This window comes from Kitasatospora sp. NPDC056651, from assembly GCF_042792155.1.
Classification (GTDB): domain Bacteria; phylum Actinomycetota; class Actinomycetes; order Streptomycetales; family Streptomycetaceae; genus Kitasatospora.
In genome coordinates, this window is sequence record NZ_JBHTWX010000027.1 from 1 (window position 1) to 23,785 (window position 23,785).

20 protein-coding genes are annotated in these 23,785 nt (G+C 74.0%); 14 read left to right on the forward strand and 6 right to left on the reverse strand.

The window, feature by feature from the left end; all coding sequences use genetic code 11:
- Nucleotides 1–229: 229 nt before the first annotated feature.
- The 3 genes from ACFRAR_RS13435 to ACFRAR_RS13445 all read left to right on the forward strand — a co-directional run bounded on the left by ACFRAR_RS13435 (nt 230) and on the right by ACFRAR_RS13445 (nt 4,562).
- The gene (locus tag ACFRAR_RS13435; protein ID WP_380697940.1) at nt 230–3,040 is read left to right on the forward strand and encodes an alpha/beta fold hydrolase; all 2,811 of its coding nucleotides are present in this window, start codon (nt 230–232) and stop codon (nt 3,038–3,040) included.
- Complete coding sequence (locus ACFRAR_RS13440; RefSeq protein WP_380697942.1) at nt 3,037–3,909, forward strand: ABC transporter permease; 873 nt, start codon at nt 3,037–3,039, stop codon at nt 3,907–3,909. Before ACFRAR_RS13435 ends, ACFRAR_RS13440 begins: the two co-directional genes overlap by 4 nt.
- 74 nt (nt 3,910–3,983) lie before the next feature.
- Nucleotides 3,984–4,562, forward strand: coding sequence for a dienelactone hydrolase family protein (locus tag ACFRAR_RS13445; RefSeq protein WP_380697944.1), 579 nt, complete (start codon nt 3,984–3,986; stop codon nt 4,560–4,562).
- Nucleotides 4,563–4,637: 75 nt separating this feature from the next.
- Here the strand turns inward: ACFRAR_RS13445 and ACFRAR_RS13450 are convergent, their stop codons facing one another.
- On the reverse strand, nt 4,638–5,405 hold the full coding sequence (locus tag ACFRAR_RS13450) for a VOC family protein (RefSeq protein ID WP_380697946.1): 768 nt from the start codon (nt 5,403–5,405) through the stop codon (nt 4,638–4,640).
- 83 nt (nt 5,406–5,488) lie between these two features.
- Complete coding sequence (locus ACFRAR_RS13455) at nt 5,489–6,007, reverse strand: AMP-binding protein (protein WP_380697948.1); 519 nt, start codon at nt 6,005–6,007, stop codon at nt 5,489–5,491.
- 151 nt (nt 6,008–6,158) lie between these two features.
- On the opposite strand from ACFRAR_RS13455, the gene ACFRAR_RS13460 reads away from it, so the two are divergent.
- Complete coding sequence (locus tag ACFRAR_RS13460; protein ID WP_380697950.1) at nt 6,159–7,013, forward strand: arylamine N-acetyltransferase; 855 nt, start codon at nt 6,159–6,161, stop codon at nt 7,011–7,013.
- 149 nt (nt 7,014–7,162) lie between these two features.
- Nucleotides 7,163–8,119 (forward strand): metallophosphoesterase, encoded by a 957-nt coding sequence (locus ACFRAR_RS13465; RefSeq protein ID WP_380697952.1) that lies wholly within the window; start codon nt 7,163–7,165, stop codon nt 8,117–8,119.
- Between the two features lie 93 nt (nt 8,120–8,212).
- On the opposite strand, the gene ACFRAR_RS13470 is transcribed toward ACFRAR_RS13465, so the two are convergent.
- Nucleotides 8,213–8,926 (reverse strand): hypothetical protein, encoded by a 714-nt coding sequence (locus tag ACFRAR_RS13470; protein ID WP_380697954.1) that lies wholly within the window; start codon nt 8,924–8,926, stop codon nt 8,213–8,215.
- A gap of 147 nt (nt 8,927–9,073) precedes the next feature.
- Between ACFRAR_RS13470 and ACFRAR_RS13475 the strand changes: the two genes are divergently transcribed.
- From ACFRAR_RS13475 to dnaE, 3 genes are all read left to right on the forward strand, one after another.
- The gene (locus ACFRAR_RS13475; RefSeq protein WP_380697956.1) at nt 9,074–10,138 is read left to right on the forward strand and encodes a hypothetical protein; all 1,065 of its coding nucleotides are present in this window, start codon (nt 9,074–9,076) and stop codon (nt 10,136–10,138) included.
- On the forward strand, nt 10,131–11,399 hold the full coding sequence (locus tag ACFRAR_RS13480; RefSeq protein ID WP_380697958.1) for a hypothetical protein: 1,269 nt from the start codon (nt 10,131–10,133) through the stop codon (nt 11,397–11,399). Before ACFRAR_RS13475 ends, ACFRAR_RS13480 begins: the two co-directional genes overlap by 8 nt.
- 133 nt (nt 11,400–11,532) lie before the next feature.
- Nucleotides 11,533–15,066 carry a DNA polymerase III subunit alpha gene (dnaE, locus tag ACFRAR_RS13485; protein WP_380697960.1) on the forward strand — a complete coding sequence of 1,178 codons (3,534 nt, stop codon included), beginning with the start codon at nt 11,533–11,535 and terminating at the stop codon, nt 15,064–15,066.
- Between the two features lie 73 nt (nt 15,067–15,139).
- On the opposite strand, the gene ACFRAR_RS13490 is transcribed toward dnaE, so the two are convergent.
- On the reverse strand, nt 15,140–16,027 hold the full coding sequence (locus ACFRAR_RS13490; protein ID WP_380697962.1) for a LysR family transcriptional regulator: 888 nt from the start codon (nt 16,025–16,027) through the stop codon (nt 15,140–15,142).
- A gap of 106 nt (nt 16,028–16,133) precedes the next feature.
- Between ACFRAR_RS13490 and ACFRAR_RS13495 the strand changes: the two genes are divergently transcribed.
- The 6 genes from ACFRAR_RS13495 (at nt 16,134) to ACFRAR_RS13520 (ending at nt 22,412) form a co-directional block, all read left to right on the forward strand.
- A complete protein-coding gene (locus ACFRAR_RS13495; RefSeq protein WP_380697964.1) occupies nt 16,134–17,021 on the forward strand; it encodes a dihydrodipicolinate synthase family protein in 888 nt (295 codons plus the stop codon).
- A 103-nt stretch (nt 17,022–17,124) separates the two neighbouring features.
- On the forward strand, nt 17,125–18,174 hold the full coding sequence (locus tag ACFRAR_RS13500) for an aspartate-semialdehyde dehydrogenase (protein WP_380697966.1): 1,050 nt from the start codon (nt 17,125–17,127) through the stop codon (nt 18,172–18,174).
- 279 nt (nt 18,175–18,453) lie between these two features.
- Nucleotides 18,454–19,710: an NYN domain-containing protein gene (locus tag ACFRAR_RS13505; protein WP_380697968.1), complete on the forward strand. Its 1,257-nt coding sequence runs from the start codon at nt 18,454–18,456 to the stop codon at nt 19,708–19,710.
- A 96-nt stretch (nt 19,711–19,806) separates the two neighbouring features.
- The gene (locus tag ACFRAR_RS13510) at nt 19,807–20,805 is read left to right on the forward strand and encodes an ABC transporter ATP-binding protein (RefSeq protein ID WP_380697970.1); all 999 of its coding nucleotides are present in this window, start codon (nt 19,807–19,809) and stop codon (nt 20,803–20,805) included.
- Entirely contained in the window at nt 20,802–21,608 is an 807-nt protein-coding gene (locus tag ACFRAR_RS13515; RefSeq protein ID WP_380697972.1) for an ABC transporter permease, read from the forward strand. The genes ACFRAR_RS13510 and ACFRAR_RS13515 overlap by 4 nt, the downstream gene beginning before the upstream one ends.
- 57 nt (nt 21,609–21,665) lie before the next feature.
- Complete coding sequence (locus ACFRAR_RS13520; RefSeq protein ID WP_380697974.1) at nt 21,666–22,412, forward strand: hypothetical protein; 747 nt, start codon at nt 21,666–21,668, stop codon at nt 22,410–22,412.
- A gap of 115 nt (nt 22,413–22,527) precedes the next feature.
- On the opposite strand, the gene ybaK is transcribed toward ACFRAR_RS13520, so the two are convergent.
- Both ybaK and ACFRAR_RS13530 read right to left on the reverse strand, forming a co-directional pair.
- Nucleotides 22,528–23,022, reverse strand: coding sequence for a Cys-tRNA(Pro) deacylase (gene ybaK / locus ACFRAR_RS13525; protein WP_380697977.1), 495 nt, complete (start codon nt 23,020–23,022; stop codon nt 22,528–22,530).
- A gap of 20 nt (nt 23,023–23,042) precedes the next feature.
- Nucleotides 23,043–23,771 (reverse strand): LON peptidase substrate-binding domain-containing protein, encoded by a 729-nt coding sequence (locus ACFRAR_RS13530; RefSeq protein WP_380697980.1) that lies wholly within the window; start codon nt 23,769–23,771, stop codon nt 23,043–23,045.
- Nucleotides 23,772–23,785: the final 14 nt, after the last annotated feature.

Here is a 23,785-nt window from a genome sequence, read left to right on the forward strand (position 1 = left end):
TATTCACCCGCCCACCCCCTATATAAACACCCCAAAACTCGTCGGCTGCGTATTTTTTTTATATGACACTGGTTGTTTTTGGGTTTGGGGGGGGGGGCCCGCGGGGGGGCGCCCCGCCGTTCCGACTCCCTCCCCGCGCCCCCGGCGGGGTGCGGGGAACCGTGTTCCGTGGCCGTGGGGCGGTGGCTTTATCGGACGCCTACCCGGGCGGCGGATACGATCAACGGCCATGGAGTTCGGTGGGGCATGGCGTCGCTGGCGCGCCCGGGGTACGACGGTCAGACGCAGGGTGCTGGCGGGGGCGGTGGCCCTGGCGGCGGTGGCCGCGGCCGGTACCGCGACGATGGCGTCCGGCGGTGAGCAGGCCGTTCACCAGGAGGACCGTTTCCTCAGCATGCCGGAGACGCCCGGCAGCACCCAGCAGATCCAGCTGGACACCTCCTTCTTCACCACCCCCGGCGGCGGTCCGCGCCCGGCGGTGCTGCTGGCGCACGGCTTCGGCGGCTCCAAGGAGGGCGAGCGCGAGCGGGCCGAGCAACTGGCCCGGCAGGGGTACGCGGTGCTGACCTGGTCGGCGCGCGGCTTCGGGCACTCGGGCGGAAAGATCGGGCTGAACGCGCCGGACCGCGAGGTCGAGGACGTCAAGCACCTGGTGGACTGGCTGGCCCAGCGGCCCGAGGTGCGGCTGGACGCACCAGGCGACCCGAAGGTCGGCATCACCGGCGCCTCGTACGGCGGGGCGGTCTCACTGCTGGCCTCCGCGTACGACCCCCGGATCGACGCGGTGGCCACCCAGATCACCTGGTGGAACCTGGCCGACGCGCTGTTCCCGCAGGGCGTCCGGGGCTCGGACGCGGCCGACGGCGTGTTCAAGAAGCTGTGGGCCGGGATCTTCTTCACCACCGGCTCGGCCGGCGACCTCGGACCCTCGGGCGGGGCCCCGCGGGAGGGCGGCGGCACCAAGCCCCCGGCGGACGGCTCCCCGGCGGACGGCTCCCAGGCGGACGGGGCGTCGGTCGGCTGCGGGCGGTTCCTGGAGTCGCTCTGCCAGATGTACGACCGGGTCGCCACCGCCGGGCACGCCGACCCGGAGGCCGTCGCGCTGCTGGACCGCTCCAGCCCGTCCGCGGTCGCGGACCGGCTCACGAAGCCCACGCTGGTGGTGCAGGGGCAGCAGGACTCGCTGTTCCCGTTGGACCAGGGGGACGAGATCGCCCGGGCGGTGGCCGCCAACGGCGCGCCGGTCGCGGTGGACTGGTTCGCCGGAGGCCACGACGGCGGGACGGACACCAGCGCCCGGGTCGACGACCGGGTGACGGCCTGGTTCGACCACTACTTGAAGGGGATCGGCAACGACACCGGACCCGGGTTCCGCGTCACCCGTACCGGCGGGGTCGACTCGACCGGCTTCCAGGCCGTCCTGCGCGGGGCGACCGCCGACCGGTACCCGGGGCTGGGCGGCACGGGCTCGCGGACCGTCGAGCTGGCGGGCGGGGAGAAGACGATCGCCAACCCGCCCGGCGGCGCGCCGCCCGGGATCTCGACGCTGCCGGGCATCGGCGCGCTCAGCCAGGCGGCCTCGCTGGGCGCCGGGCTGTCGCTGGACTTCCCCGGGCAGAACGCCGCCTTCGACTCGGCGCCGCTGGACACGCCGCTGCACCTGACCGGGCAGCCGACCGTTCCGGTGCGGGTGCGGGCGGACCGGCCGGACGCGGTGCTCTTCGCGAAGCTGTACGACGTCGGGCCGGACGGCAAGGAGACGCTGCCGCAGCAGCTCGCGGCCCCGCTGCGGGTCACCGGCGCCGACGCCGGACAGACCGTCACGGTGGCGCTGCCGGCCGTGGACCACACCTTCCCGGCCGGGCACCGGCTGCGGCTGGTGCTGGCGAGCACCGACCTGGCGTACGCCTCGCCGTCCGAGCCGGCCACCTACCGGATCGCTCCGGCCGGGGCGCTCACCGCGCCGACCGTCGAGCAGCTGGTCACCGAGGCGGCGCCGCTGCCCTCGCGGACCTGGGTGCTGCCGCTGGTGGCGGTGGCGGTGGCCGCCGTCCTGCTGCTGGTGCCCCGGCTGCGGCGCCGCCGGGCGGTCGCCGGGCCCGTGTTCGATCCGGAGCTGGCCGCCGTGCCACTGCTGATCAGCGGCCTGAGCAAGCGCTACAAGGGCTCGCAGGACCGGTACGCGGTACGGGAGCTGGGCTTCCGGGTGGAGCGGGGGCAGGTGCTCGGACTGCTCGGGCCGAACGGCGCGGGCAAGACCACCACGCTGCGGATGCTGATGGGGCTGATCCGGCCGGACGCCGGGGAGATCCGGATCTTCGGGCACCGGGTGCGGCCCGGCGCGCCGGTGCTGTCGCGGGTCGGGGCGTTCGTGGAGGGCGCCGGCTTCCTGCCGCACCTCACCGGGCGGGCCAACCTGCGGCTGTACTGGCAGGCGACCGGCCGCCCGGAGGCCGACGCGCGCTTCGACGAGGCGCTGGCCATCGCCGGACTCGGCGAGGCGCTGGACCGCGCGGTGCGGACGTACTCGCAGGGCATGCGGCAGCGGCTGGCGATCGCCCAGGCGATGCTCGGGATGCCGGACCTGCTGATCCTGGACGAGCCGACCAACGGGCTGGATCCGCCGCAGATCCGCGAGATGCGCGAGGTGATGATCCGGTACGCGGCCGGCGGGCGGACCGTGATCGTGTCGAGCCACCTGCTGTCCGAGGTCGAGCAGAGCTGCACCGACCTGGTGGTGATGGACCGCGGGCGGCTGGTCACGGCCGGCCCGGTCGGGGACATCGTGGGCGCCGGCGAGCTGCTGATGATCGGCGTCGCCGGCCCGTACGACCCGGTGCCGGTGGTCGAGAAGGTGGCCGCGCTGGCCGGGGTCGGCGCGGCGGAGGCCGTCGAGGGCGGGCTGCTGGTGCGCCTGGACGGACTGACGGCCCGCGAGCTGCTGGCCGAGCTGGTGCGGCTGGAAGTGCCGGTGGAGAGCGCCGGGCCGCAGCGGCGGCTGGAGGACGCGTTCCTGTCGTTGATCGGAGGTGGAGCGTGAGCGTCGTTCCTGCGGACCGCGCCGAGTCGGCGGACCACGCGGAGGGGTACCGGGCGAGCCGGACGCTGCCGCTGCGCGTGGAGGCGATGCGCCAGCTGCGGCGGCGCCGCACGATGGTGATCGGCGGGGTGCTGGCCGCCATGCCGTTCGTGCTGCTGGCCGCGTTCCAGATCGGCGGCACCCCGGGCCGTCCGGACCGGACCAGCTTCATCGAGCTGGCCACCGCCTCGGGGGCCAACTTCGCGGTCACCATGCTGTTCGTCGGCACCGGCTTCATGCTGGTCATCCCGGTCGCGCTGTTCTGCGGGGACACCGTCGCCTCCGAGGCCAGCTGGTCCTCGCTGCGCTACCTGCTGGCCGCGCCGGTGCCCCGGGCGCGGTTGCTGGCCCGCAAGTTCGTCGTCGGGCTGGCGTTCTCGGCGGTGGCGGTGGTGATGCTGCCCGCGATCGGGCTGGTCGTCGGCACGGCCGCGTACGGCTGGGGGGACCTCAAGCTGCCCGCCGGGGTCAGCCTGCCGGCCGGGGAGGCGCTGCCCCGGATCGCCATCGCGGTGGCCTTCGTGTTCCTCGGCGAGATCGTGATCGCGGCGCTGGCGTTCTGGCTCTCCACGGCGACGGACGCGCCGCTGGGCGCGGTGGGCGGCGCGGTGTTCGCGTCGATCGTCACCGGGGTGCTGGACGCCGTCACCGCGCTGGGCGACCTGCGGGAGTGGCTGCCGGCGCACTGGCAGTACGCCTGGGCGGACGCCCTGCAGCCACAGCTGGAGTGGGGCGGGATGGTGCAGGGCGTCTCGCTGTCGCTCTCGTACTCGGTGGTGCTGCTGGCGCTGGCGTTCCGGGGTTTCGCGCGCAAGGACGTGGTGTCGTAGGGCCCGAGCGGGGATGCGGGATCATGGGTGGGTAGCTGACCTCCCCGTGATCTCCCTGGTGAAGGACCCGAACCGTGGCCCAGATCGTCCTCTTCCATTCCGCCTACGGGCTGCGGCCCGCCGTGCGCGCCGCCGCCGACCGGCTGCGCGCCGCCGGGCACACCGTGCACACGCCGGACCTGTTCGACGGGCGGACCTTCGAGTCCGTCGAGGAGGCGCAGGAGTTCCAGGAGGAGCTCGGCGGCCGTGACGAGCTGCTGCGGCGGGCGGTGACGGCGTCCGCGCCGGTCTCCGAGGGCGGGCTGGTGTACGCCGGTTTCTCGCTCGGCGGCGCGGTGGCGCAGAACCTGGCGCTGGCCGACGAGAAGGCGCGCGGGCTGCTGCTCCTGCACGGCACCTCCGACCTGCGGGAGGACGCGGCCACCGAGATCCCCGTCCAGCTGCACATCGCCGAGCCGGACCCGTTCGAGCCGGAGGACTGGCTGAACGCCTGGTACCTGCGGATGCGGCGGGCCGGGGCCGAGGTGGAGGTGCACCGCTACCGGGGCGCCGGGCACCTGTTCACCGACCCGGAGCTGCCGGACTACGACGAGCAGGCGGCGGAGCGGGCCTGGGCGGCCTCGCTGGACTTCCTGGCGGAGCTGGACGACTGACGCGGTGAGCGGGGGCGGACCGTGGACCGCCCGCCCGGACGGGGTCCGGGCGGGCGGCTCGGGTGACGAGCTGGGCTACCTCGGCTCGTGCTTGATCATGGCGAACAGGGCGCCCTGCGGGTCGGTGACGACGGTCATCCGGCCCTCCGCCATGTCGAAGGGCGGCACGAGGACGGTGCCGTTGCGCTTGATCAGGGCGTCCACGGTGGAGTCGACGTCGTCGACCGCGAAGTAGGTCAGCCAGTGGGCCGGGGTGCCGGGCGGATCGTTGGCGAGCAGCGTGGCGCCGCCCACCGGACGGTCTCCGACGCGCAGCTCCCAGTACTCGACGTCCCCCTCGACCCGCTTGAACTCGATGCCGAACGCCTCGCCGTAGAAGGCGGTGGCGGCCTCGGCGTCGCTGGTGTGCAGCTCGTTCCAGATCACCGCGCCGGGCTCGTTGACGACCTTGGCGCCGGAGAACACGCCCGGCTGCCAGACGCCGAACACCGCGCCCTGCGGGTCGGCGGCGATCAGCATCCGGCCCAGGTCGCCGACGTCCATGACCGGCGCGATCAGGGTGCCGCCGGCGCCGACGATCGCGTCCTGGGTGGCCTGGGCGTCCGTGGTGGCCAGATAGCCGGTCCAGACGGTCGGCTCCGCCGGGTCCATGGTCGGGCCGATGCCGGCCACGGGCTTGCCGTCGAGCTCGCAGACGGCGTAGCCGCCGAACTCGGCCGGCCCGGGTTGGCCCTGCCAGCCCAGCAGGTCGCGGTAGAAGTCGAGCGCGGCCAGGTGGTCCCCGGCCATCAGGCCCACCCAACACGGGGTGCCGGTCGCGTACGGGGAGGTGACTTCGGGCATGATCGCCCTTTCTGGTGAGGGGTCCCTGCCGGTCACCATCTCCTTGCGGGCGGTGGTTCGCCACTCGGGAGGCGGCCGTTCGGTCAGCCGTCGACGGTGGGTAGCGGTCGGACCGCGTGGTGGCGCAGGGCCGGCAGGCCGTCGGCGAGTCGGGCGAGGGCCTCGATGTGCTCCGGGCCGGGGTCACGGTCGGTGGTGACGAGCAGGACCGCTGCGGTCGAGGCGAGCATCCGGCCCACCTCGCGTCGGCCGAACCGCAGGGAGACCGGCATGGTCACCGCGCCGACCCGCCAGCAGGCGAGCGTGAGCACCGCCGGCTCCCAGCGGTCGGGCAGCTGGAAGGCCACCACCTCGCCGGGCCGTACGCCGATGCCGTGCAGTGCGGCGGCGGACCGTTCCACCCGGTCGGCGAGGTCGGTGACGGTGAGCGTGGTCGTCCGGTCGTCGTCCGCCCGGTGACTGATGAGGACGCGCTGGTCGGGCACCTGCTCGACGGCGTCGCGCAGGTCGTCCAGGAAGGTCCCGTCGCGCCACCAGCCCCGCGCCCGGTGGTGGGCGGCGGCCGCGGGCGGCGGCCGCATGGCGTCGAACAGCTCCGGCATGGGTTCCTGCTCCCTCGGTGAAGGCGAGGACGGCTGCCGGCACTGTGGCACAGCCGGACCGCGAGGTCTCCTCGGCGCCGCCGGGGTGTCGGGCTCCGCCGGACGGGTAGGCGTGGGGCCGTTGGGGTGTGGTTCGTCCGAGGAGGATCACATGGACAGACCGGTCGGTTCCGTGTGGGGTGGGGACCGGCTGGACCTCGACGCCTATCTGGCACGGACCGGGTACGAGGGCGAACGGGAGCCGACGCCGGAGGTGCTGCGGGCGCTGCACGCCGCCCACGTCACCGCGCTCGCCTTCGAGAACCTGGAGGTCGTCCTGGGCCGGCCCGTCCGGCTCGACCTGGAGTCCCTCCAGGCCAAGATGGTCCGGGGGCGTCGCGGGGGTACCTGCTGCGAGCAGACCCTGCTCTACGCGGCGGCCCTGGACGCGATCGGTTTCACCTTCACCGCGACGGCGTCCCGCGTCCGGGTGGGCGAGGACCGGCTCCGTCCGGCGACGCACTACTCGCTGCGGGTGGAGGTCGGGGGCGAGGAGTGGTTCAGCGACGTCGGCTTCGGCGCCGAATGCCTCCTGGAGCCGCTGCGGCTGCGTGCGGGCGAGGTCGTGCGGCAGTCCGGCTGGACGTACGGGCTGGTCCGGGAGGAGGGCCCGACCCCGGGCGCGGCCGGACCGCTGGTGCTGCGGCGGCTGGGGCGGGACGGCTGGTTCGACCTCTACGCGATCGGGGTCGAGCCGCGCTTCCCGATCGACTTCACCGTGACCAGCCACTTCACCTCGACCCATGCCCTCTCGCCGTTCCACCGCAGGCTGCTGGCGCAGAGGCCGGCGGCCGACCGGCGGCTGGCCCTGCGCGACACGGAACTCCGCCGGCGCCTGCCGGACTTCACCGAGGAGAAGCGCCGGGTGGCGGCGGCGGAGCTGCCCGGGCTGCTGGAGGAGGAGTTCGGGGTGGTGCTGGAGGCGGAGGACGGTGCCGCGCTCGTCGCGCGCTACGAGTCGCCGTGAGTGGCGGTGAGTCGCCGCGCGCGGGGAACTCCGTCGGCGAGTGCTCGACGGGAATTCACACAACTGCCATGTGGCAGTTGTGCCACTTTCCTAGTGTCGGCGGCACCCGACCACGCCCCCCGTGGTCAGAACCGCACCGTGAGGGCCGCATGAATCACCAGGTGGGCGCCACCGCCCCGGACACCATCGGCATCGTCCAGATCTCCGACCTGCACTTCCGTGACGCCCCCGGCGCCCGGTCGTTCGTCGCCCACGAGCCCCAGGACGGTCTCGCGGCGGTGCTCGCCCACGCGGCGCGGGCGATCCAGGAGTCCGCGGTGGTGGTCGCCACCGGGGACCTGGCGGACCTCGGCGAACCCGCCTCGTACGAGCGGCTCGGCGAGGCGCTCGGCGCGCTGCCCACCCCGGTCTACTGCCTCGCGGGCAACCACGACAGCCAGGAGCCGCTCCAGGCCGTCCTGCCCCGTCCCAACGTGCACCTGGAGCCCGCCGTCCAGGTCGGGAACTGGCTGATGCTGCTCCTCGACAGCAACGCCCACGGGCGCGAAGCCTCGGCCGACGGCACCTACCGCGACCGGGACGACCGGGTGCACCGGGCCTCGCACCCGGGCCTCACCCCGGTGGAGGAGGCGCGCGCCCGCGCGATCCTGACGGCCACCCGTGCGGACCACGTCTTCCTCTGGCTCCACCAGCCGCCGCTGCCCGAGATCGCCCCGGCCGGCCGGGTGGACGGCGAACTCGCCGCTCTGGTACGGGACTTCCCCAAGATCCGGGCGATCGGAGCGGGCCACCTGCACGGCGACCTCGGCGGCGAGTTCGAGGGGCGCCCGGTCCACGTCTGCCCGTCCACGTTCATGAGCATCGACCCGCCCAACCGCGCCTTCGAGGGCCCCGGTTACCGCACCTACACGCTGCACCCCGACGGCCGGGTCGAGACCGAGGTCCACATCGTGCCCGGCCCGATGACCGACTCCCTGCGCACCGCCGCTCTGCCGCCCTACTTCAGCGACCTGATGACGGGGCAGCTCACCGCCGAGCAGCTCGGGGCGCTCGGCGACGCGGAGTTCGAGGAGCGGTACGGCGAACCCCGGCCGGTGCGGCGGTAGTCGTCCGTCGCCGGGAGCCGGGAGCGCGGGAAGTCTGCTGGGCCGACTTCCCGCGCAGGGATCGAGGATCGCCCGATCGGGGGACGGGGGCGATCACGACAGTGCTGACGTCACCCGGGCGAGGCGGTCCGCCGAGAGGGCGAAGCCCTTGGCGGGATTGCGGAAGGAGTAGCGGCCGTCGTTGATCCGGTGGCCTTCGCCGGTCGTCGTCCAGTTCGTCGGGCCGTAGTGGCCGTGGCCCTCCAGCATGGCCGCCGCGAGCAGTTCGGGCCTCTCGACGGCGGTCCGGGCGCGCAGCGCGGCCGCCAGGCGCTCGACGGCCGTGGCGGGTGCGTCCGCGTCCGCGAACGCGGGCAGCAGGAGGAGCAGGCGGCTGTCGGCGTCGGTGGTGCTGCCGCCGTCCAGGCCGTTGTCGGCGGCGGACGCCAGCTCGGACCAGGACAGGCCGGGGCCCATGAGGTGGACGTCGTCCCGTGCGAGCAGCTCGGCGCGGTCCCAGTCGGGGTGGTGCAGCAGGTAGTCGGTGCCCGGGGCCTCCTCGTCGTTGCGGTAGACGACGTACAGGCGGCCGCCGGTGACCGGGACGGTGAAGGTGGGCCAGTCCGCGCGTTCGGACAGCCGGCGGTGGAACCTGTTCGAGGCGTGGTCCGCGCCGATGAGGAGCCTCCTGGCCCTCTTGCCCTGCAAGCAGGGGTAGAGGTGGCCCAGCCAGAAGTGGGGCTCGTCGAGGACCTCGGGAAGGTGGGCGAGAGGGCCGCCGTCGTAGCCGGGCAGCCGGTCCGGGTGCAGGTCTGCGCTGGTCGTCACGGGCACATCATGCCGTCGGGGTGCGGCCGTGCGCGGGAAGTCGGCCGGGCCGACTCCCCGCGCGGGACCGCCGTGCCCCGCCGCCCGTGCCCCGCCGCCCGTGCCCCGCCGCCCGGGCGCCGGGGCCCTCGGGGCACCATGGACGCCATGCACTCCGACCACTACGCGCCGACGACCACCCTCCCCGGCCTCCTCCAGCGCGGCCGGGGCCAGGGCGCGCTGATCGCCGCCGAGGACCGCTCCTCGGTCGCCGACCTGGTCTACGGCTGTGTCCGCCGGGAGTGGCGCTGGGACCGGCAGGTCGACTCCCGGCACCTCTACCTCGCCCGGCTGATCCGGGACTCGGAACTTCCCCTCGGCCCGGTGATCGAGCTGCTCGCCGGGGACGAGGACACCCGCCGGCGGGCCCTCGACGTGCTGGAACCGCTGGCGCTCGGCGGCTCGGCGGAAGCCCGGGCGGCCCTGCCGCGCGACACCCCGGAGGAATGCGGGCCGATCGCGCGCCACCCCGCGAAACGATCGGATCCCCACCCGGACCTGGACAACGCCGGCCTGCTCGCCCTGCTGCGCGACCCGGAAGCCCCCGAGGACGCCAAGGCGACCGCCCTCCGCGCGCTGTCGCTCCGGCCGCCCGAGCCCGCGCTGCTCCCGCTGGTGCCCCGCCTCGGTGCCGCCGACGGCACCCGACCGCTGCCGTCCCTGGGGAGGGTCGTCGAGGGACTCGCGGAGCAAGCCGTCCCGGCGGCCCGGGAGTGGGCGGCATCGGAGCGGCCGTGGCTCGCCGACCTCGGGTCGGGCGCCCTCGCCGCCCACGGCGACGAGCGCGACATCCCCGCCCTCGTCGCCGCGTTGGAGCAGCACTGGGTGGAGCGGACCTGGTGCGGCCCGGACGTTCTCGCCCGCGGGCTGGCCCGGTTCGGCCCGAAGGCGGCCGAGGCCGTCTCCCTGCTGCGCCGCTTCTGGCTCGCCACCCCGCACTCGTACGAGCGCCCCGCCTACCTGGAGGCGCTGGCGGCGATCGGAGCCCCCGGCCTGGCCGAGGCCTACGTCGAGTCGCTCTGGGACTGCGAACCGGACGCCCGGCTCCTCGCCGTCGGGCACGCCCCCGGCCGCCCCGACGCGCTGCGCCGGATCGCCGAGCTCCGCGACGACCCGATCGAGGACCCGGGGGTCCGTGAGGCCGCCGCGACCCGACTGGCCCGGCATGCCTGAGGACACGGACAGCCACTCCTACCGCTCGGTGGACACCCTCCTCGGCCTGCTCCAGCGCGGCCGGGGCCTCGGCGCCCTGCAGGCCGCCGCCGACCCCACCGCCGCCGCCGACGCCGTCTACGCCTGCGTCCGTACGGACTGGCGCTGGGACTGGCTGGTCGACGAGCACCGCGTCTACCTCGCCCGCCTGCTCCGGGACCTCGCCCTCCCGCTCGCCCCGGTCGCCGCGGCCCTGGCCACCGCCGAGGACCACGACGCCGAGGAGGTCGCCGGCATCCTCGAACTGCTGGCCCTCGCCGGCTCCGCCGAGGCCCGGGACATCCTGCGGGCGTACATCCGCGACGGCGGGCGGTGGCTGCCCGTCCTGGAGTCCGTCTCCGCCCGCTGGCCGGTGGACTGGTGGGAGGACCTGGCCGGTGTCGCCCGGGCGCGCCTCGCGGACGGCGACGACCCGACGCCCTGGGCGAAGGCCTGGGAGCACTGGGGCATCGCCGTCCCCACCCCGGAACGCAGACCCCCGAAGCCCCACCCGCTGGCCGGGCTGACGAACGCGGAACTCCTGGAGGCGATCGCCACCGGATCCGAGGACCGCAGGACGGACGCCATGTACGTCCTCCACCACGACCGCGACCCGGAGCCCGGTCTGGTCCCGCTCGTCCCGTCCCTCGGCACGGCGGACGGCAGGCACTCCCTGCCGCTGGTGACCGGCCTCCTGGCGAAGCTCGGCGCCCACGCCATGCCCGCCGCCCGGGCGTGGGCCGCCTCGGACACCCGCTGGCTGGCCTGGGAGGGCCTGCGGGTGCTGGCCGAGCACGGGGAGCCCCGGGACGTCCCGGGGCTCCTCGCCCGGCTGGAGCGGGACTGGGCGGACCGCGCCTGGTGCGGTCCGATGATCATGGCGCGGGGCCTGGCCCGCCAGGGACCCGAGGCCGCCGGGGCCGTCCCCCTCCTGCGCCGCTTCTGGGTGCGCACCCCGCACCCCTACGAGCGCCCCGCCTACCTCAGGGCACTGGCCGCCATCGATCCCGCCGGGCTGGACGAGGCGTACGTCGAATCGCTCTGGGACTGCCAGGCCGAGGCCCGTCTCCTCGCCGTCGCGCACGCCCCCGACCGCCCCGGCCTGCCGGAGCGCCTGGCCCACCTGCGGGACGATCCGCTGGAGTCGCCCGAGGTCCGGGAAGCGGCCGGAGCGCGACTCGCCGGGCCGGCCTGGGGCGCCGCCGCCGAGGCGAGGGAAGCCGCGCGAAGGGGGCTAGAGTAGACGGGTGAACGTGTGAGTGATGGTCCGGACCCCGAGAGGTGCTCCGGGCCACATCCATTTCCAGGGGCATCCCCTGTGACCTGCACGTTCGCCGGCCCACCAGACCAGCACCAGAGCCTCCGGAGGCCCCGCCTTGAGCGATCAGCCGTTCGCGCATCTGCACGTCCACACCGAGTACTCGATGCTGGACGGTGCCGCCCGGCTGAAGCAGATGTTCAAGGAGGTCGAGCGCCTCGGTCAGACCCATGTCGCCATGACCGACCACGGCAACATGTACGGCGCCGCCGAGTTCCACAAGCAGGCCACCGCCGCGGGCATCACCCCCGTCATCGGCATCGAGGCGTACGTCGCCCCGGAGTCCCGCTCGAACACCAAGCGCGTCCTGTGGGGCCAGCCGCACCAGAAGCGGGACGACGTCTCCGCGTCCGGCGCGTACACCCACAAGACCATCTGGGCCCGCGACAAGGAGGGCCTGCACAACCTCTTCAAGCTGACCTCGCGCTCCTACGCCGAGGGCTGGCTGGTGAAGTGGCCCCGGATGGACAAGGAGCTGATCTCCGACCTGTCCGGCGGCCTGATGGCCACCACCGGCTGCCCCTCCGGCGAGGTGCAGACCCGGCTGCGCCTCGGCCAGTTCGACGAGGCGCTGAAGTCCGCCGCCGACTACCAGGACATCTTCGGCAAGGAGAACTACTTCCTGGAGCTGATGGACCACGGTCTCGACATCGAGAAGCGGGTCCGCGACGGGCTGCTGGAGATCAGCAAGAAGCTGGGAATCCCCCCGGTCGTCACCAACGACTCGCACTACACCACCGAGGCCGACGCCGGCGCGCACGACCTCCTGCTGTGCGTCCAGACCGGCAAGAACCTCTCCGACCCGGACCGCTTCCGCTTCGACGGCACCGGCTACTACATCAAGTCCGCCGCCGAGATGTACGCGCTGGACTCCTCGGACGCCTGGCAGGAGGGCTGCCGCAACAGCCAGCTCCTGGTCGCCTCCCGGGTCGACACCGAGGGCATGTTCAAGTTCAAGAACCTGATGCCCCGCTTCCCGATCCCGGAGGGCTTCGAGTCCGAGGCGGACTTCTTCAAGTCCAAGGTCTGGGAGGGCATGGACTGGCGCTTCCCGGGCGGGTACGACGAGGAGCACAAGAAGCTCGCCGAGTACGAGATGGACACCATCATCCAGATGGGGTTCCCGGCGTACTTCCTCGTGGTCGCCGACTTCATCATGTGGGCCAAGAGCCAGGGCATCGCGGTGGGCCCCGGCCGTGGTTCGGCGGCCGGCTCGCTGGTCGCCTACGCGATGGGCATCACCGACCTCGACCCCATCCCGCACGGCCTGATCTTCGAGCGCTTCCTCAACCCCGAGCGCATCTCCATGCCCGATGTCGACATCGACTTCGACGAGCGCCGGCGCGGCGACGTGATCCGCTACGTGACGGAGAAGTGGGGCTCCGACAAGGTCGCCATGATCGTCACGTACGGCACCATCAAGGCGAAGGCCGCCATCAAGGACTCCTCCCGGGTCCTCGGCTACCCGTACGCGATGGGCGACCGGATCACCAAGGCGATGCCGCCGGACGTCATGGGCAAGGGCATCCCGCTGTCCGGCATCACCGACTCCTCGCACCCGCGCTACGGCGAGGCCGGCGAGATCCGCGGCCTGTACGAGAGCGACCCGGACGTCAAGAAGGTCATCGACACCGCGCGCGGCATCGAGGGCCTGATCCGCCAGCCCGGGGTGCACGCGGCCGGCGTCATCATGTCCGCCGAGCCGCTGACCGACCACATCCCGGTCTGGACCAGGCACACCGACGGCGTCACCATCACGCAGTTCGACTATCCGACCTGTGAGGGCCTCGGCCTTCTCAAGATGGACTTCCTCGGCCTGCGCAACCTGACGATCATGGACGACGCCGTCAAGGCGATCGAGAAGAACAAGGGCGAGAAGATCGAGCTGCTCAAGCTGCCGCTCGACGACAAGCCGACCTACGAACTCCTCGCCCGCGGCGACACGCTCGGCGTCTTCCAGCTCGACGGCGGCCCCATGCGCTCGCTGCTGCGGCTGATGAAGCCCGACAACTTCGAGGACATCTCCGCCGTCCTCGCGCTGTACCGCCCGGGCCCGATGGGCGTCAACTCCCACACGAACTACGCGCTGCGCAAGAACGGGCAGCAGGACATCACCCCGATCCACCCGGAGCTGGAGAAGCCCCTGGAGGAGGTGCTCCGGCCGACGTACGGCCTGATCGTCTACCAGGAGCAGGTGCAGAAGGCCGCGCAGATCCTGGCCGGCTACTCGCTCGGCCAGGCCGACCTGCTGCGCCGGGCCATGGGCAAGAAGAAGAAGGAGATCCTGGAGGCGGAGTTCGTCCCCTTCCAGAAGGGCTGCCGCGAGCGCGGCTACTCCGACGCGGCGATCCAGGCCGTGTGGGACGTCCTGGTCCCCTTCTCCGGCTACGCGTTCAACAAGGCGCACACCGCCGGGTACGGGCTGGTCTCGTACTGGACGGCCTACCTCAAGGCCAACTACCCGGCCGAGTACATGTCCGGGCTGCTCACCTCCGTCAAGGACGACAAGGACAAGTCCGCGGTCTACCTCAACGAGTGCCGCAAGATGGGCATCCAGGTGCTGCCGCCGGACGTCAACGAGTCGGACTCGGACTTCACCCCGCACGGTGACACCCTGGTCCGCTTCGGCCTCACCGCCATCCGCAACGTCGGTGGGCCGGTGGTCGACTCGATGATCCGGACCCGGAAGGCGAAGGGGAAGTTCGCGTCGTTCCCGGACTTCCTGGACAAGGTGGAGTCGGTGGTCTGCAACAAGCGGACCGTCGAATCGCTGATCAAGGCGGGGGCCTTCGACTCGCTCGGGCACACCCGCAAGGGGCTGAGCGCGCAGTTCGAGCCGATGATCGACAACGTCGTCGGGGTGAAGCGCAAGGAGGCCGAGGGGCAGTTCGACCTCTTCGGCGGCGACGCCACGGCGGACGAGCCGAGCTTCGGGCTGGACGTCGTGTTCTCCGAGGAGGAGTGGGAGAAGTCCTTCCTGCTCACCCAGGAGCGGGAGATGCTCGGCCTGTACGTCTCCTCGCACCCGCTGCACGGCATCGAGCACGTGCTCGCCGACAAGGCGGACTGCGCGGTCGCCGACCTCGCGGAGCGGCCGGACGGGACGATCGTCACCATCGGCGGCATCATCTCGGGCCTCCAGCGGAAGATGACCAAGCAGGGCAACGCCTGGGCGATCGCGACCGTCGAGGACCTGGCGGGCTCGATCGACTGCATGTTCTTCCCGGCCAGCTACCAGCTGGTGTCCTCGCAACTGGTCGAGGACGCGGTCGTGTTCGTGCGCGGCAAGCTGGACAAGCGGGAGGACGTGCCGCGGCTGATGGGCATGGAGCTCTCCGTCCCGGACCTCTCCAACGCGCACGCGGACGCGCCGATCATCATCAACATCCCGAGCGGGAAGGTCACCCCGCCGCTGGTGGCCCGGCTCGGCGAGGTGCTGGGGAGCCACCGGGGGAGCACCGAGGTGCGGGTGCGGCTGGAGAGCCGCAACAAGACGACGGTGCTGCGGCTGGACCGGCACCGGGTGAAGTCGGACCCGGCGCTGTTCGGGGACCTGAAGCAGCTGCTCGGGCCGAGCTGCCTGGCGGTGTAGCCGCGGGTGCGGGGCCTTCGAGGGGCCAGGGGTGCCGTGCCGGCCGTGCCGGGGCCCCGGGCCCCCCGCGTTCTCAGGCGCCGCTGCCCAGGCCCGGTGGCACCGCCGTGTGCAGCGCCGAGACGAAGGCCGAGATGGCCGGGTGGGAGCCGGCGCCGGCGCGGAAGGCCGCCCGGGTGCGGCGGTACATCGGCAGGCGGGTGAGGACGACGCCGGGCGGGGGAGCGGCCGCGCCCAGGTGGGGGACCAGGGCGACGCCCTGGCCGGCGGCCACCAGGGCCAGCACGGTGGTGAAGTCGTCGATCTGGTGCCGGATGCGGGGCGCGAAGCCGGCCGCCTCGCAGGCGCGGACCGCCATGGTGTGGCAGAGGGTGTCGGGCGGCGACATGATCCACGGCGCGCCGCGCTGCTCGGCGAGGGTGCCGGGGGTGCGGGCCGCCAGGTACATGGGCTCGGTGAAGACCGGGCGGGTCACCGCCAGACCCGGCTCCGGGTCGGTCGGGACGAGGTCGTACTCGTGCACCAGCGCCACGTCCAGCTCACCCGCCCGCAGGGCCGCGCCGACGGCCGCCGGGTCCACCTCGGTGACCATCGGCTCCAGCCCCGGGTGCCAGCCGGCCAGCTCCGCGAGCACCGAGGGGATGATCGCGCGGGCCGCCGACGGATAGGTGCCGATCCGCAGCGGGCCGGCCAACCCGCGCTTGGCCTGGGCGAGTTCGGCGCCGGCCTGCTCCAGCAGGGCGAGCACCGCCTCGGCGTGCCGGACCAGGCCGAGCCCGGCCGGAGTGAGGGTGACCCGCCGCCCGGTGCGCTCCAGCAGCGGGACGCCCGCCTCCTTCTCCAGGACGGACAGCTGCTGGGACACCGCCGAGGGGCTGAAGGAGAGCGCCTCGGCGACGGCCGCGATGGTGCCGAGGTGGGCGAGTTCGCGCAGCAGGCGCAGGCGTCGGACGTCCAGCATCGGCCCAGGGTAGCCCAGAGCCGGCGTCGAGCATCGGCTCAGCTTACGAGAAGCGTCGGAAATGTGAACTGGACCTGGGCGATCGGTCGGCCGCAGGATCGTCGACATGGAACTCAAGGGCATCTACGTCCCCCTGATCACCCCGTTCGCCGCCGACGGCTCGGTCGCCCTGGACGCGCTGGAGAAGCTCGCCCACGAGGTGCTGGACGCCGGGGCGGCCGGACTGTGCGCCCTGGGCACCACCGGCGAACCGGCCGCGCTGACGGCCGAGGAACGGGACGCGGTGCTGGACGTCGCGGCGGCGGCCTGCGCCGCGCGCGGGGCCCAGCTGCTGGTCGGCGCCTCCGGCGGCGACACCCGGGCCGTCGGCGAGGCGCTGGCCGCGCTCGGCGCGAAGGTGCCGGGAGCGGCGGCGCTGGTCACCACCCCGTCCTTCGTCCGGGCCGGCGAGGCCGGGACGGTCGCGCACTTCCGGGCGCTGGCCGCGAGCAGCCCGCTGCCGCTGGTCGTCTACCACATCCCGTACCGCACCGGGCAGCAGCTCTCCACCGCCGCGCTGCGCGAACTCGCCGCGATCGACGGCGTGGTGGGCGTCAAGTACGCGACCGGCGGGCTCGACCAGACGGCCGCCGAGCTGCTCGCCGACGCCCCCGAGGGGTTCGCGTTCCTCACCGGCGAGGACGCCTACCTGTCGCCGATGCTGGCGCTCGGCGCGGCCGGCGGCATCCTCGCCTCCTCGCACATGGCGACCGCCCGGTTCGTGGAGCTGGCCGAGGCCTGGCAGGCCGGGGACGTGGAGCGGGCGCGGGCGCTCGGGCACCGGCTGACCGGCCTGGCGCTGTCCGCCTTCACGGCGCCGAACCCGTCGGTGACCAAGGGCGTGCTGCACGCCCAGGGCCGCATCCCGACCCCGGACGTGCGGCTGCCGCTGCTGCCGGCGGGGGAGGCGGAGGTCCGCGCCGCGCTGGCCCTCGCCAGTGGTCTGGACCAGTAGGAACGCTCTCACAGCGTGGAACGCCAGGCCGCCGCACCCGCGTGACAAGGCATGATGGGCAGAGTGCGGCTGTGAACAGCACCATTCAGAGGAGTAGTCGGAGATGAAGATCGGCATTGTCGGTGCCACCGGCCAGGTCGGCGGCGTGGTCCGCGAGATCCTGGCGGAGCGCGCCGGGCTTCCCGGTGGAATCGGCCCGGTGGAGCAGCTGCGGCTGTTCGCCTCGGCCCGCTCGGCCGGGCGCACCCTGCCCTGGCAGGGCACCGAGGTCACGGTCGAGGACGCGGCCACGGCCGACTACACCGGCCTGGACATCGTGATCTTCTCGGCCGGCGGCTCGACCTCCAAGGCCCTGGCCCCCAAGGCCGCCGCGGCCGGAGCCGTCGTGATCGACAACTCCTCCGCCTGGCGCCGCGACCCCGAGGTCCCGCTGGTCGTCTCCGAGGTCAACCCCGAGGCCATCGCGGACCGCCCCAAGGGCATCATCGCCAACCCGAACTGCACCACCATGGCCGCCATGCCCGTGCTGCGCCCGCTGCACGAGGAGGCGGGGCTCGCCGCCCTGGTCGTCTCCACCTACCAGGCCGTGTCCGGCAGCGGCGTGGCCGGTGTCGCCGAGCTCCGGGACCAGGCCGTCAAGGTCGTCGAGGCCGGCGCCGCGGCGCTCGCCCACGACGGCGGCGCCGTCGAGTTCCCCGAGCCCAAGGTCTACCAGCGGCCGATCGCCTTCAACGTGGTGCCGCTGGCCGGCTCCGTCGTCGAGGACGGCTCCAACGAGACCGACGAGGAGCAGAAGCTCCGCCACGAGAGCCGCAAGATCCTCGGCATCCCGGAGCTGAAGGTCGCCGGCACCTGCGTGCGCGTCCCGGTCTTCTCCGGCCACTCGCTCCAGATCAACGCCCGCTTCGAGCGCCCGATCAGCCCCGAGCGCGCCGTCGAGCTGCTCACCGGCGCCCCCGGCGTCGAGCTGTCCGACATCCCCACCCCGCTCCAGGCCGCCGGCCAGGACCCGAGCTACGTGGGCCGCATCCGGGCGGACGAGACCGTGGAGCACGGCCTGTCGCTGTTCGTCTCGAACGACAACCTGCGCAAGGGCGCCGCGCTGAACGCCGTCCAGCTGGCCGAACTGGTCGCCGCCGAGCTCAAGGGCTGAACACCGCCGTCCACCGGTCGGAACACGGCCGCGTGACCTCGGGCGGGCCCCGTCGTTGTACGGGGCCCGCCTTCGCATTTTTTTGCGTTGCGTTGGTACGGCCTTTGCGGTAATGGGACTACCGGAGAGGTTCGGCAGACGAACCGCGGGTAGAAGGTGACCCAACGATCGGGCGGCGACGGGGGCCCCTCACCTCGGCACGCCCGGCCGAACGGTCGGCCGTCACGGCCGGATCGACCCACCCGACAGCTTCCGAGGGCGAGCGAAAAGAGGTGCGCGATGGACCGCTGCGTCGTCCTGGTGGACGCCGGATACCTGCTGGGCGCCGCCGCCAGCCTGCTCGCAGGGGATCCGTCCCGCTCCAAGGTCACCGTGAACCACACGGCCCTGATCGCCGCCCTGCGCGAACGCGCCGAGGCCGAGACCGGGCTGCCGCTGCTGCGCATCTACTGGTTCGACGCCGCGCCCGACCGGCGCCCGATGCCCGAGCACCGGCGGCTGCGGGTGCTGCCCCGGGTCACCGTACGGCTCGGCGCGCTCACCCGGGCCGAGGGACGCTGGGTGCAGAAGGGCGTGGACGCCGCGATGCACGCCGAGCTCTCCGAACTCGCCCGCAACCGGGCCTGCGCCGACGTCGTGCTGATCACCGGGGACGGGGACCTGCTGCCCGGCATGATGACCGCCAAGGAACACGGCGTGGCCGTCCACCTGTGGGCGCTGCAGGCCGCCGACGGCGACTTCAACCAGTCCGAGGACCTGGTCGGCGAGGCGGACGAACGACGGGTGCTCGACCGGGAGTGGATCGAGGGGTCCTTCTCGCTGCGGGAGCACTCCAACCTCTTCCCGGCCCCAGGGGCCCGGCAGGAGATCGCCAAGATCCTCGCCGCTCCGCCGGCCGTGGTGCCGCCGGTGGTCCGCCCGGTCGCCGCGGAGGACGCCCCGGACGGACCCGGCCCCGCCGACGACGGACGGCCGCAGCCGGCGGCCGCGCTCAAGGTCGTCCCCACCCCGAAGGACCTGGCCGGACGGGCCCCCTCGGTCACCCCCATCGCCCCGGCGGCCAACGGCACCAACGGGTACGGCGTGAACGGCCACGCGGCCGCCGCCCAGGCCGGGCCGGTGCTGCGGTGGTCCTCCGACCGCGGCTGGGTGGACCGGCCCGCCCCGGAACCCGCCGTCACCGCCGGCGACAGCCTGCCCACGCTCGCCCAGCTCACCACCGCCGAGCAGCGCTGGGCCGACCGCGAGGAGGACATCACCTCCATCGGCGGCGACGCCCACGAGGTCGGGCAGGTCTTCGCCCGCCGCTGGAGCGAACGGATCGGCGAAACCGAGAGACTCACCACGCTCTGGCCCGACTACCCGCGCATCCCGCACCGGGTGGACGGCGAACTGCTGCGCTACGCCGCCCGCTTCGGGCTGCTGGCGCACAAGGACGACCAGATCGACGAACACGACCGCTACGCCATCCGGGCCGGGTTCTGGAAGGAACTCGCGGCCCGGGTGCCGGGCGGGACGACGGTCGTCGACGACTGAGCCCGCGCGGCCCGGCGGCCCCGGGCGGGAGCGGCGGAGCCGCCGGCCGGGCCCCCTTGTCCGGTTCGCCCGTATGAGCGCGTAGAGTCGTCGGTCGTGAACGAGACGGCGGGGCGAGCACCCGAGGAACCCCTGCCGTGCGTGGCCGTGCGCGACCTGGTCAGGACCTACCGCAGCGGGCGCGGCGCGGCCGCCACCGAGATCCGGGCCAACGACGGGATCAGCCTCACCGTCCGGCAGGGCGAGATCTTCGGGCTGCTCGGACCGAACGGCGCCGGGAAGTCGACGCTGGTCCGCCAGCTCACCGGCCTGCTGCGCCCCGACTCCGGCTCCGTCGAACTCTTCGGCCACGACATCGTGCGGCACCCCGAACGGGCCGCCCGGCTGCTCGGCTACCTCGGGCAGGAGTCCACCGCGCTGGACGAGCTGACGGTGGCGCTCGCCGCCGAGACCACCGGACGGCTGCGCGGCCTCACCCGGGCGCAGGCCCGCGGCGCGGCCGGCGAGGTGCTGGCGGAACTCGGGCTGGAACCGATCGCGGCCCGGCCGCTCGCCAAGCTGTCCGGTGGACAGCGGCGGCTCGCCTGCCTCGCGGCCACCCTGGTCGGGGACCGGCCGCTGCTCGTCCTGGACGAGCCGACCACCGGCATGGACCCGGTCGCCCGGCGCGCCGTGTGGAGCGCCGTCGACCGGCGGCGAGCCGAGCACGGGACGACGGTGCTGCTGGTCACCCACAACGTGATCGAGGCGGAGACGGTGCTCGACCGGGTCGCCGTGGTGGACGACGGCCGGGTGATCGCCTGCGACACACCCGGCGGGCTCAAGGCGCTGGTGGACGGCGACGTCCGGCTCGACCTGGTCTGGCGGGACGAGGCGCCGCTCGACGTCCCCGCCGTCGCCGCGCTGCGCGAACGGGCCGAGCGCACCGGACGACGCTGGACCGTCCGCACCACCCCCGAACAGGCCCGCGAACTGGTCGCCGCCGTCACCACCGGCCCGGCCTTCGCCGCACTCGACGACTTCACCCTCGCCACCCCGAGCCTTGAGGACGCCTACCTCAAGCTGGGCGGCCGCCACGGAGGACTGGCCAAGTGACGCTGCTCTCGGCGCCGGAGACCCGCCGGTCCACGGGCACCCCCGCTCCGCTCGCCCCCGCCGCCCGGCTGCTGCCGGCGCTCGCGGCCGTGTACCGGGCGCAGCTCGCCCGGGCGCGGGTGGCGCGCGTCCCGCTGCTGTTCGTGGCCACCTTCCAGTCGGTGGGCATCCTGGTGATGATGCGCGGGGTGGTGGACGCCGGGCAGAGCTCGGCGGCGCGGTCGGTGGTCGCCGGCTCCAGCGTGCTGGTGGTCGCCTTCGTCGCGCTGAACCTGCTCGCCCAGTACTTCGGCAGGCTGCGGGCCACCGGCGGGCTCGACCACTACGCGACGCTGCCGGTGCCGGCCGCCTCGGTGGTGCTGGGGGCGGCCGCCGCGTACGCCTCCTTCACCCTGCCCGGGACGGTCGCCACGGCGGCGATCGGGGCGGTGATGTTCGGGCTGCCGCTCGGCCAGCTGTGGGTGCTGCTGGCGGTCGTGCCGCTGGCCGGCGCCGCGCTGTCCGGGCTGGGGGCGGCCTGCGGGCTGCTGGCACCGCGCCAGGAGATCGCCACCATGCTCGGGCAGCTCGGGATGTCCGCCGCCCTGCTGCTGGGCGTGCTGCCGGTGGACCACCTGCCCCAGCCGGTGCGGTGGCTGCGGGACCTGCTGCCGTCCACGTACGGGGTGGACGCCTTCGCCCGGACGTTCACGCCGGACCCGGACTGGGCCGCGGTGCTCGGGGACCTGACGGTCTGCGCGGGCGTGGGTGCGGTGTCGCTGGCGGTCGCCACCTGGGCGTACCGGCGGGCGGTCTCCCGGTAGGCCTCCGGTCCGTACGGTGGTGGGTCGTCCGGGTGGCCGCCGTGACACGATGGGGCCGTGACCGTACCGAACACACCTCCGGATCCTGCCCCCGCCGACGCGCAGGCGACGGGACCGGGCGCAGCACCAGACCCGTTCGCGCCGCCGCACGGGGCCACCGCCCTCCGGGACGGGGCGGCCCCGCTGGGGCAGCGGCTGCTGCCCGAGGTGCGGATCGGGGCGGGCATCGTCGTCGCGAGCCTGGTGGCCGGACTGGTGATGGCCGCGCTGTGGGCCTGGCTGGCGCCCAAGGTGCCGCTGGTGGTCGACGGCGACCGCATCCTCTACGGGGACCCCGAGGGGGAGCAGCGGGCCGGGGCCGACGCGGTGTTCGTGCTGATCGGCCTGGGCGTCGGGATCGTGACCGCGCTCGGGGCCTTCCTGGTGACCCGGCGGCGCGGCGGCGGCATCGCGGTCGCCACGGGGCTGACCGTCGGCGGCCTGCTCGGATCGATCGGGGCCTGGCGGATCGGGCGGTGGCTCGGGCCGAGCAACGACCTGATCGGCGAGGCCCGGCGGGTGGGGGACGGCGGGCACTTCGACGCGAGCATCGACCTGGGGGCGCTGGGGGCGCTGCTGGTCTGGCCGATGGCGGCGATGGTGGTGCTGTTGCTGCTCTCGGCGGCCTTCGGTAAGCGGGAGGAGGACCCGCCGCCGTATTGGGCGCCGGTGGCGCAGGCTCCGGTGGGGGTGCCTCCGGCGGGTGCTCCGGCGGGGCCGTGGAACGGGCCGTCGGCCGGGGGTTTCGAGGCCGGGCCGAAGTAGGTCCGTCGCCCGGGGCGGGTGGGGGCCTCCGGTTTCGCGCGGCTCCCCGCGCCCCTGGTCCGGTGGGCCGGGGACCCGGGGCCGCGCGGTTCTCCGCGCCCCGGGGTGGCGCCGGTCAGCGGGCGATGGGAGCGGTGCGGGCCTTGGTGAGGGTGACGAGGTCGGCGGGGGCGAGTTCGACTTCGAGGCCGCGGCGGCCCGCCGAGACGTAGACGGTGGGGTGGGTGAGCGCGCTGGCGTCGATGACCGTGCGCAGCGGGCGGCGCTGGCCCAGCGGGGAGATGCCGCCGAGGACGTAGCCGCTGCTGCGCTCGGCGGCCGCTGGGTCGGCCATGGCGGCGCGCTTGCCGCCGACGGCCGCGGCCAGGGCCTTGAGGTCGAGCTGCCCGGCGACCGGGACCACGCCGACGGTCAGGGTGCCGTCCACGTCCGCGACGAGCGTCTTGAAGACCCGCTCCGGGGCGATGCCGAGGACCTCCGCGGCCTCGCCGCCGTACGAGGCGGCGGCCGGGTCGTGGTCGTAGGCGTGCACGGTGAAGGCGACGGCGGCGGTTTCCAGGGCGACGGTGGCGGGGGTGCCCTGGCCGCCCTTCCTGGTCTTCTTGGCCATGCGGGTTCCTCGGTCCTCGGTCAGTTGGGGCTGAAGCGCTGGCGGGTGAGGTCGGCGGCGGGCAGCGAGGGCAGCCAGCTGAGGACGGCGGTCTCGCGGCGCAGCAGGTCGAGTTCGGAGCGCAGCCGCTGGGCGGTGTCGGGGCAGGCGAGCAGCTCCTGCTTGACCGGGGTCTCGAACACCGAGGCGGCGGCGACCAGGTAGGAGAGTACCTGCGGGTCGTCCGGCAGCTCCTGGCGGCCGACGGTGCTGGCCTCGCGGGCGCCCGCCAGCCGCTTCTGGTAGACCCGGAAGGCCCGCTCGACCTCGGAGGCCAGCGCGCCGGAGCCCTCGCCGGGGCGCTCCTCGATCGTCTCGGCCTCGCCGGTCAGGTACGGGCCGGAGACGTCCACCGAGCGCAGCCGGAACCGGGTGGTGCCGGTGACCAGCAGCTCGTAGCGGCCGTCCGGCTGGGGCTCGACGGAGGCGATGTCGGCGACGCAGCCGATGTGGAAGACCGCCTCCAGCGGGTCCCCGGTGACGGTGCCCAGACCGGCCAGCGGCCCGGCCGGTCCGTCCTCGGGCCGGACCGGCGCGGTCTCCCGGCCGTCCCTGATCGCGAGCACGCCGAACCGCCGGGGGGCGTCCTCGGGCTGTTCGAGCAGGTCGGCGACGAGACGGCGGTAGCGCTCCTCGAAGACGTTCAGGGGCAGCACCAGGCCCGGGTAGAGCACGGTGTTCAGCGGGAAGAGCGGCAGCCGTTCTGTCACGGCGGACAGCGTAG

Excerpts from the sequence above, each read along its gene's own strand:
- ACFRAR_RS13435 (WP_380697940.1), top strand. The coding sequence starts at position 230 with ATGGAGTTCGGTGGGGCATGGCGTCGCTGGCGCGCCCGGGGTACGACG.
- ACFRAR_RS13450 (WP_380697946.1), bottom strand. The coding sequence starts at position 5,405 with ATGCCCGAAGTCACCTCCCCGTACGCGACCGGCACCCCGTGTTGGGTG.
- ACFRAR_RS13455 (WP_380697948.1), bottom strand. The coding sequence starts at position 6,007 with ATGCCGGAGCTGTTCGACGCCATGCGGCCGCCGCCCGCGGCCGCCGCC.
- ACFRAR_RS13460 (WP_380697950.1), top strand. The coding sequence starts at position 6,159 with ATGGACAGACCGGTCGGTTCCGTGTGGGGTGGGGACCGGCTGGACCTC.
- ACFRAR_RS13465 (WP_380697952.1), top strand. The coding sequence starts at position 7,163 with ATGAATCACCAGGTGGGCGCCACCGCCCCGGACACCATCGGCATCGTC.
- ACFRAR_RS13475 (WP_380697956.1), top strand. The coding sequence starts at position 9,074 with ATGCACTCCGACCACTACGCGCCGACGACCACCCTCCCCGGCCTCCTC.
- ACFRAR_RS13480 (WP_380697958.1), top strand. The coding sequence starts at position 10,131 with ATGCCTGAGGACACGGACAGCCACTCCTACCGCTCGGTGGACACCCTC.
- ACFRAR_RS13490 (WP_380697962.1), bottom strand. The coding sequence starts at position 16,027 with ATGCTGGACGTCCGACGCCTGCGCCTGCTGCGCGAACTCGCCCACCTC.
- ACFRAR_RS13495 (WP_380697964.1), top strand. The coding sequence starts at position 16,134 with ATGGAACTCAAGGGCATCTACGTCCCCCTGATCACCCCGTTCGCCGCC.
- ACFRAR_RS13500 (WP_380697966.1), top strand. The coding sequence starts at position 17,125 with ATGAAGATCGGCATTGTCGGTGCCACCGGCCAGGTCGGCGGCGTGGTC.
- ACFRAR_RS13505 (WP_380697968.1), top strand. The coding sequence starts at position 18,454 with ATGGACCGCTGCGTCGTCCTGGTGGACGCCGGATACCTGCTGGGCGCC.
- ybaK (WP_380697977.1), bottom strand. The coding sequence starts at position 23,022 with ATGGCCAAGAAGACCAGGAAGGGCGGCCAGGGCACCCCCGCCACCGTC.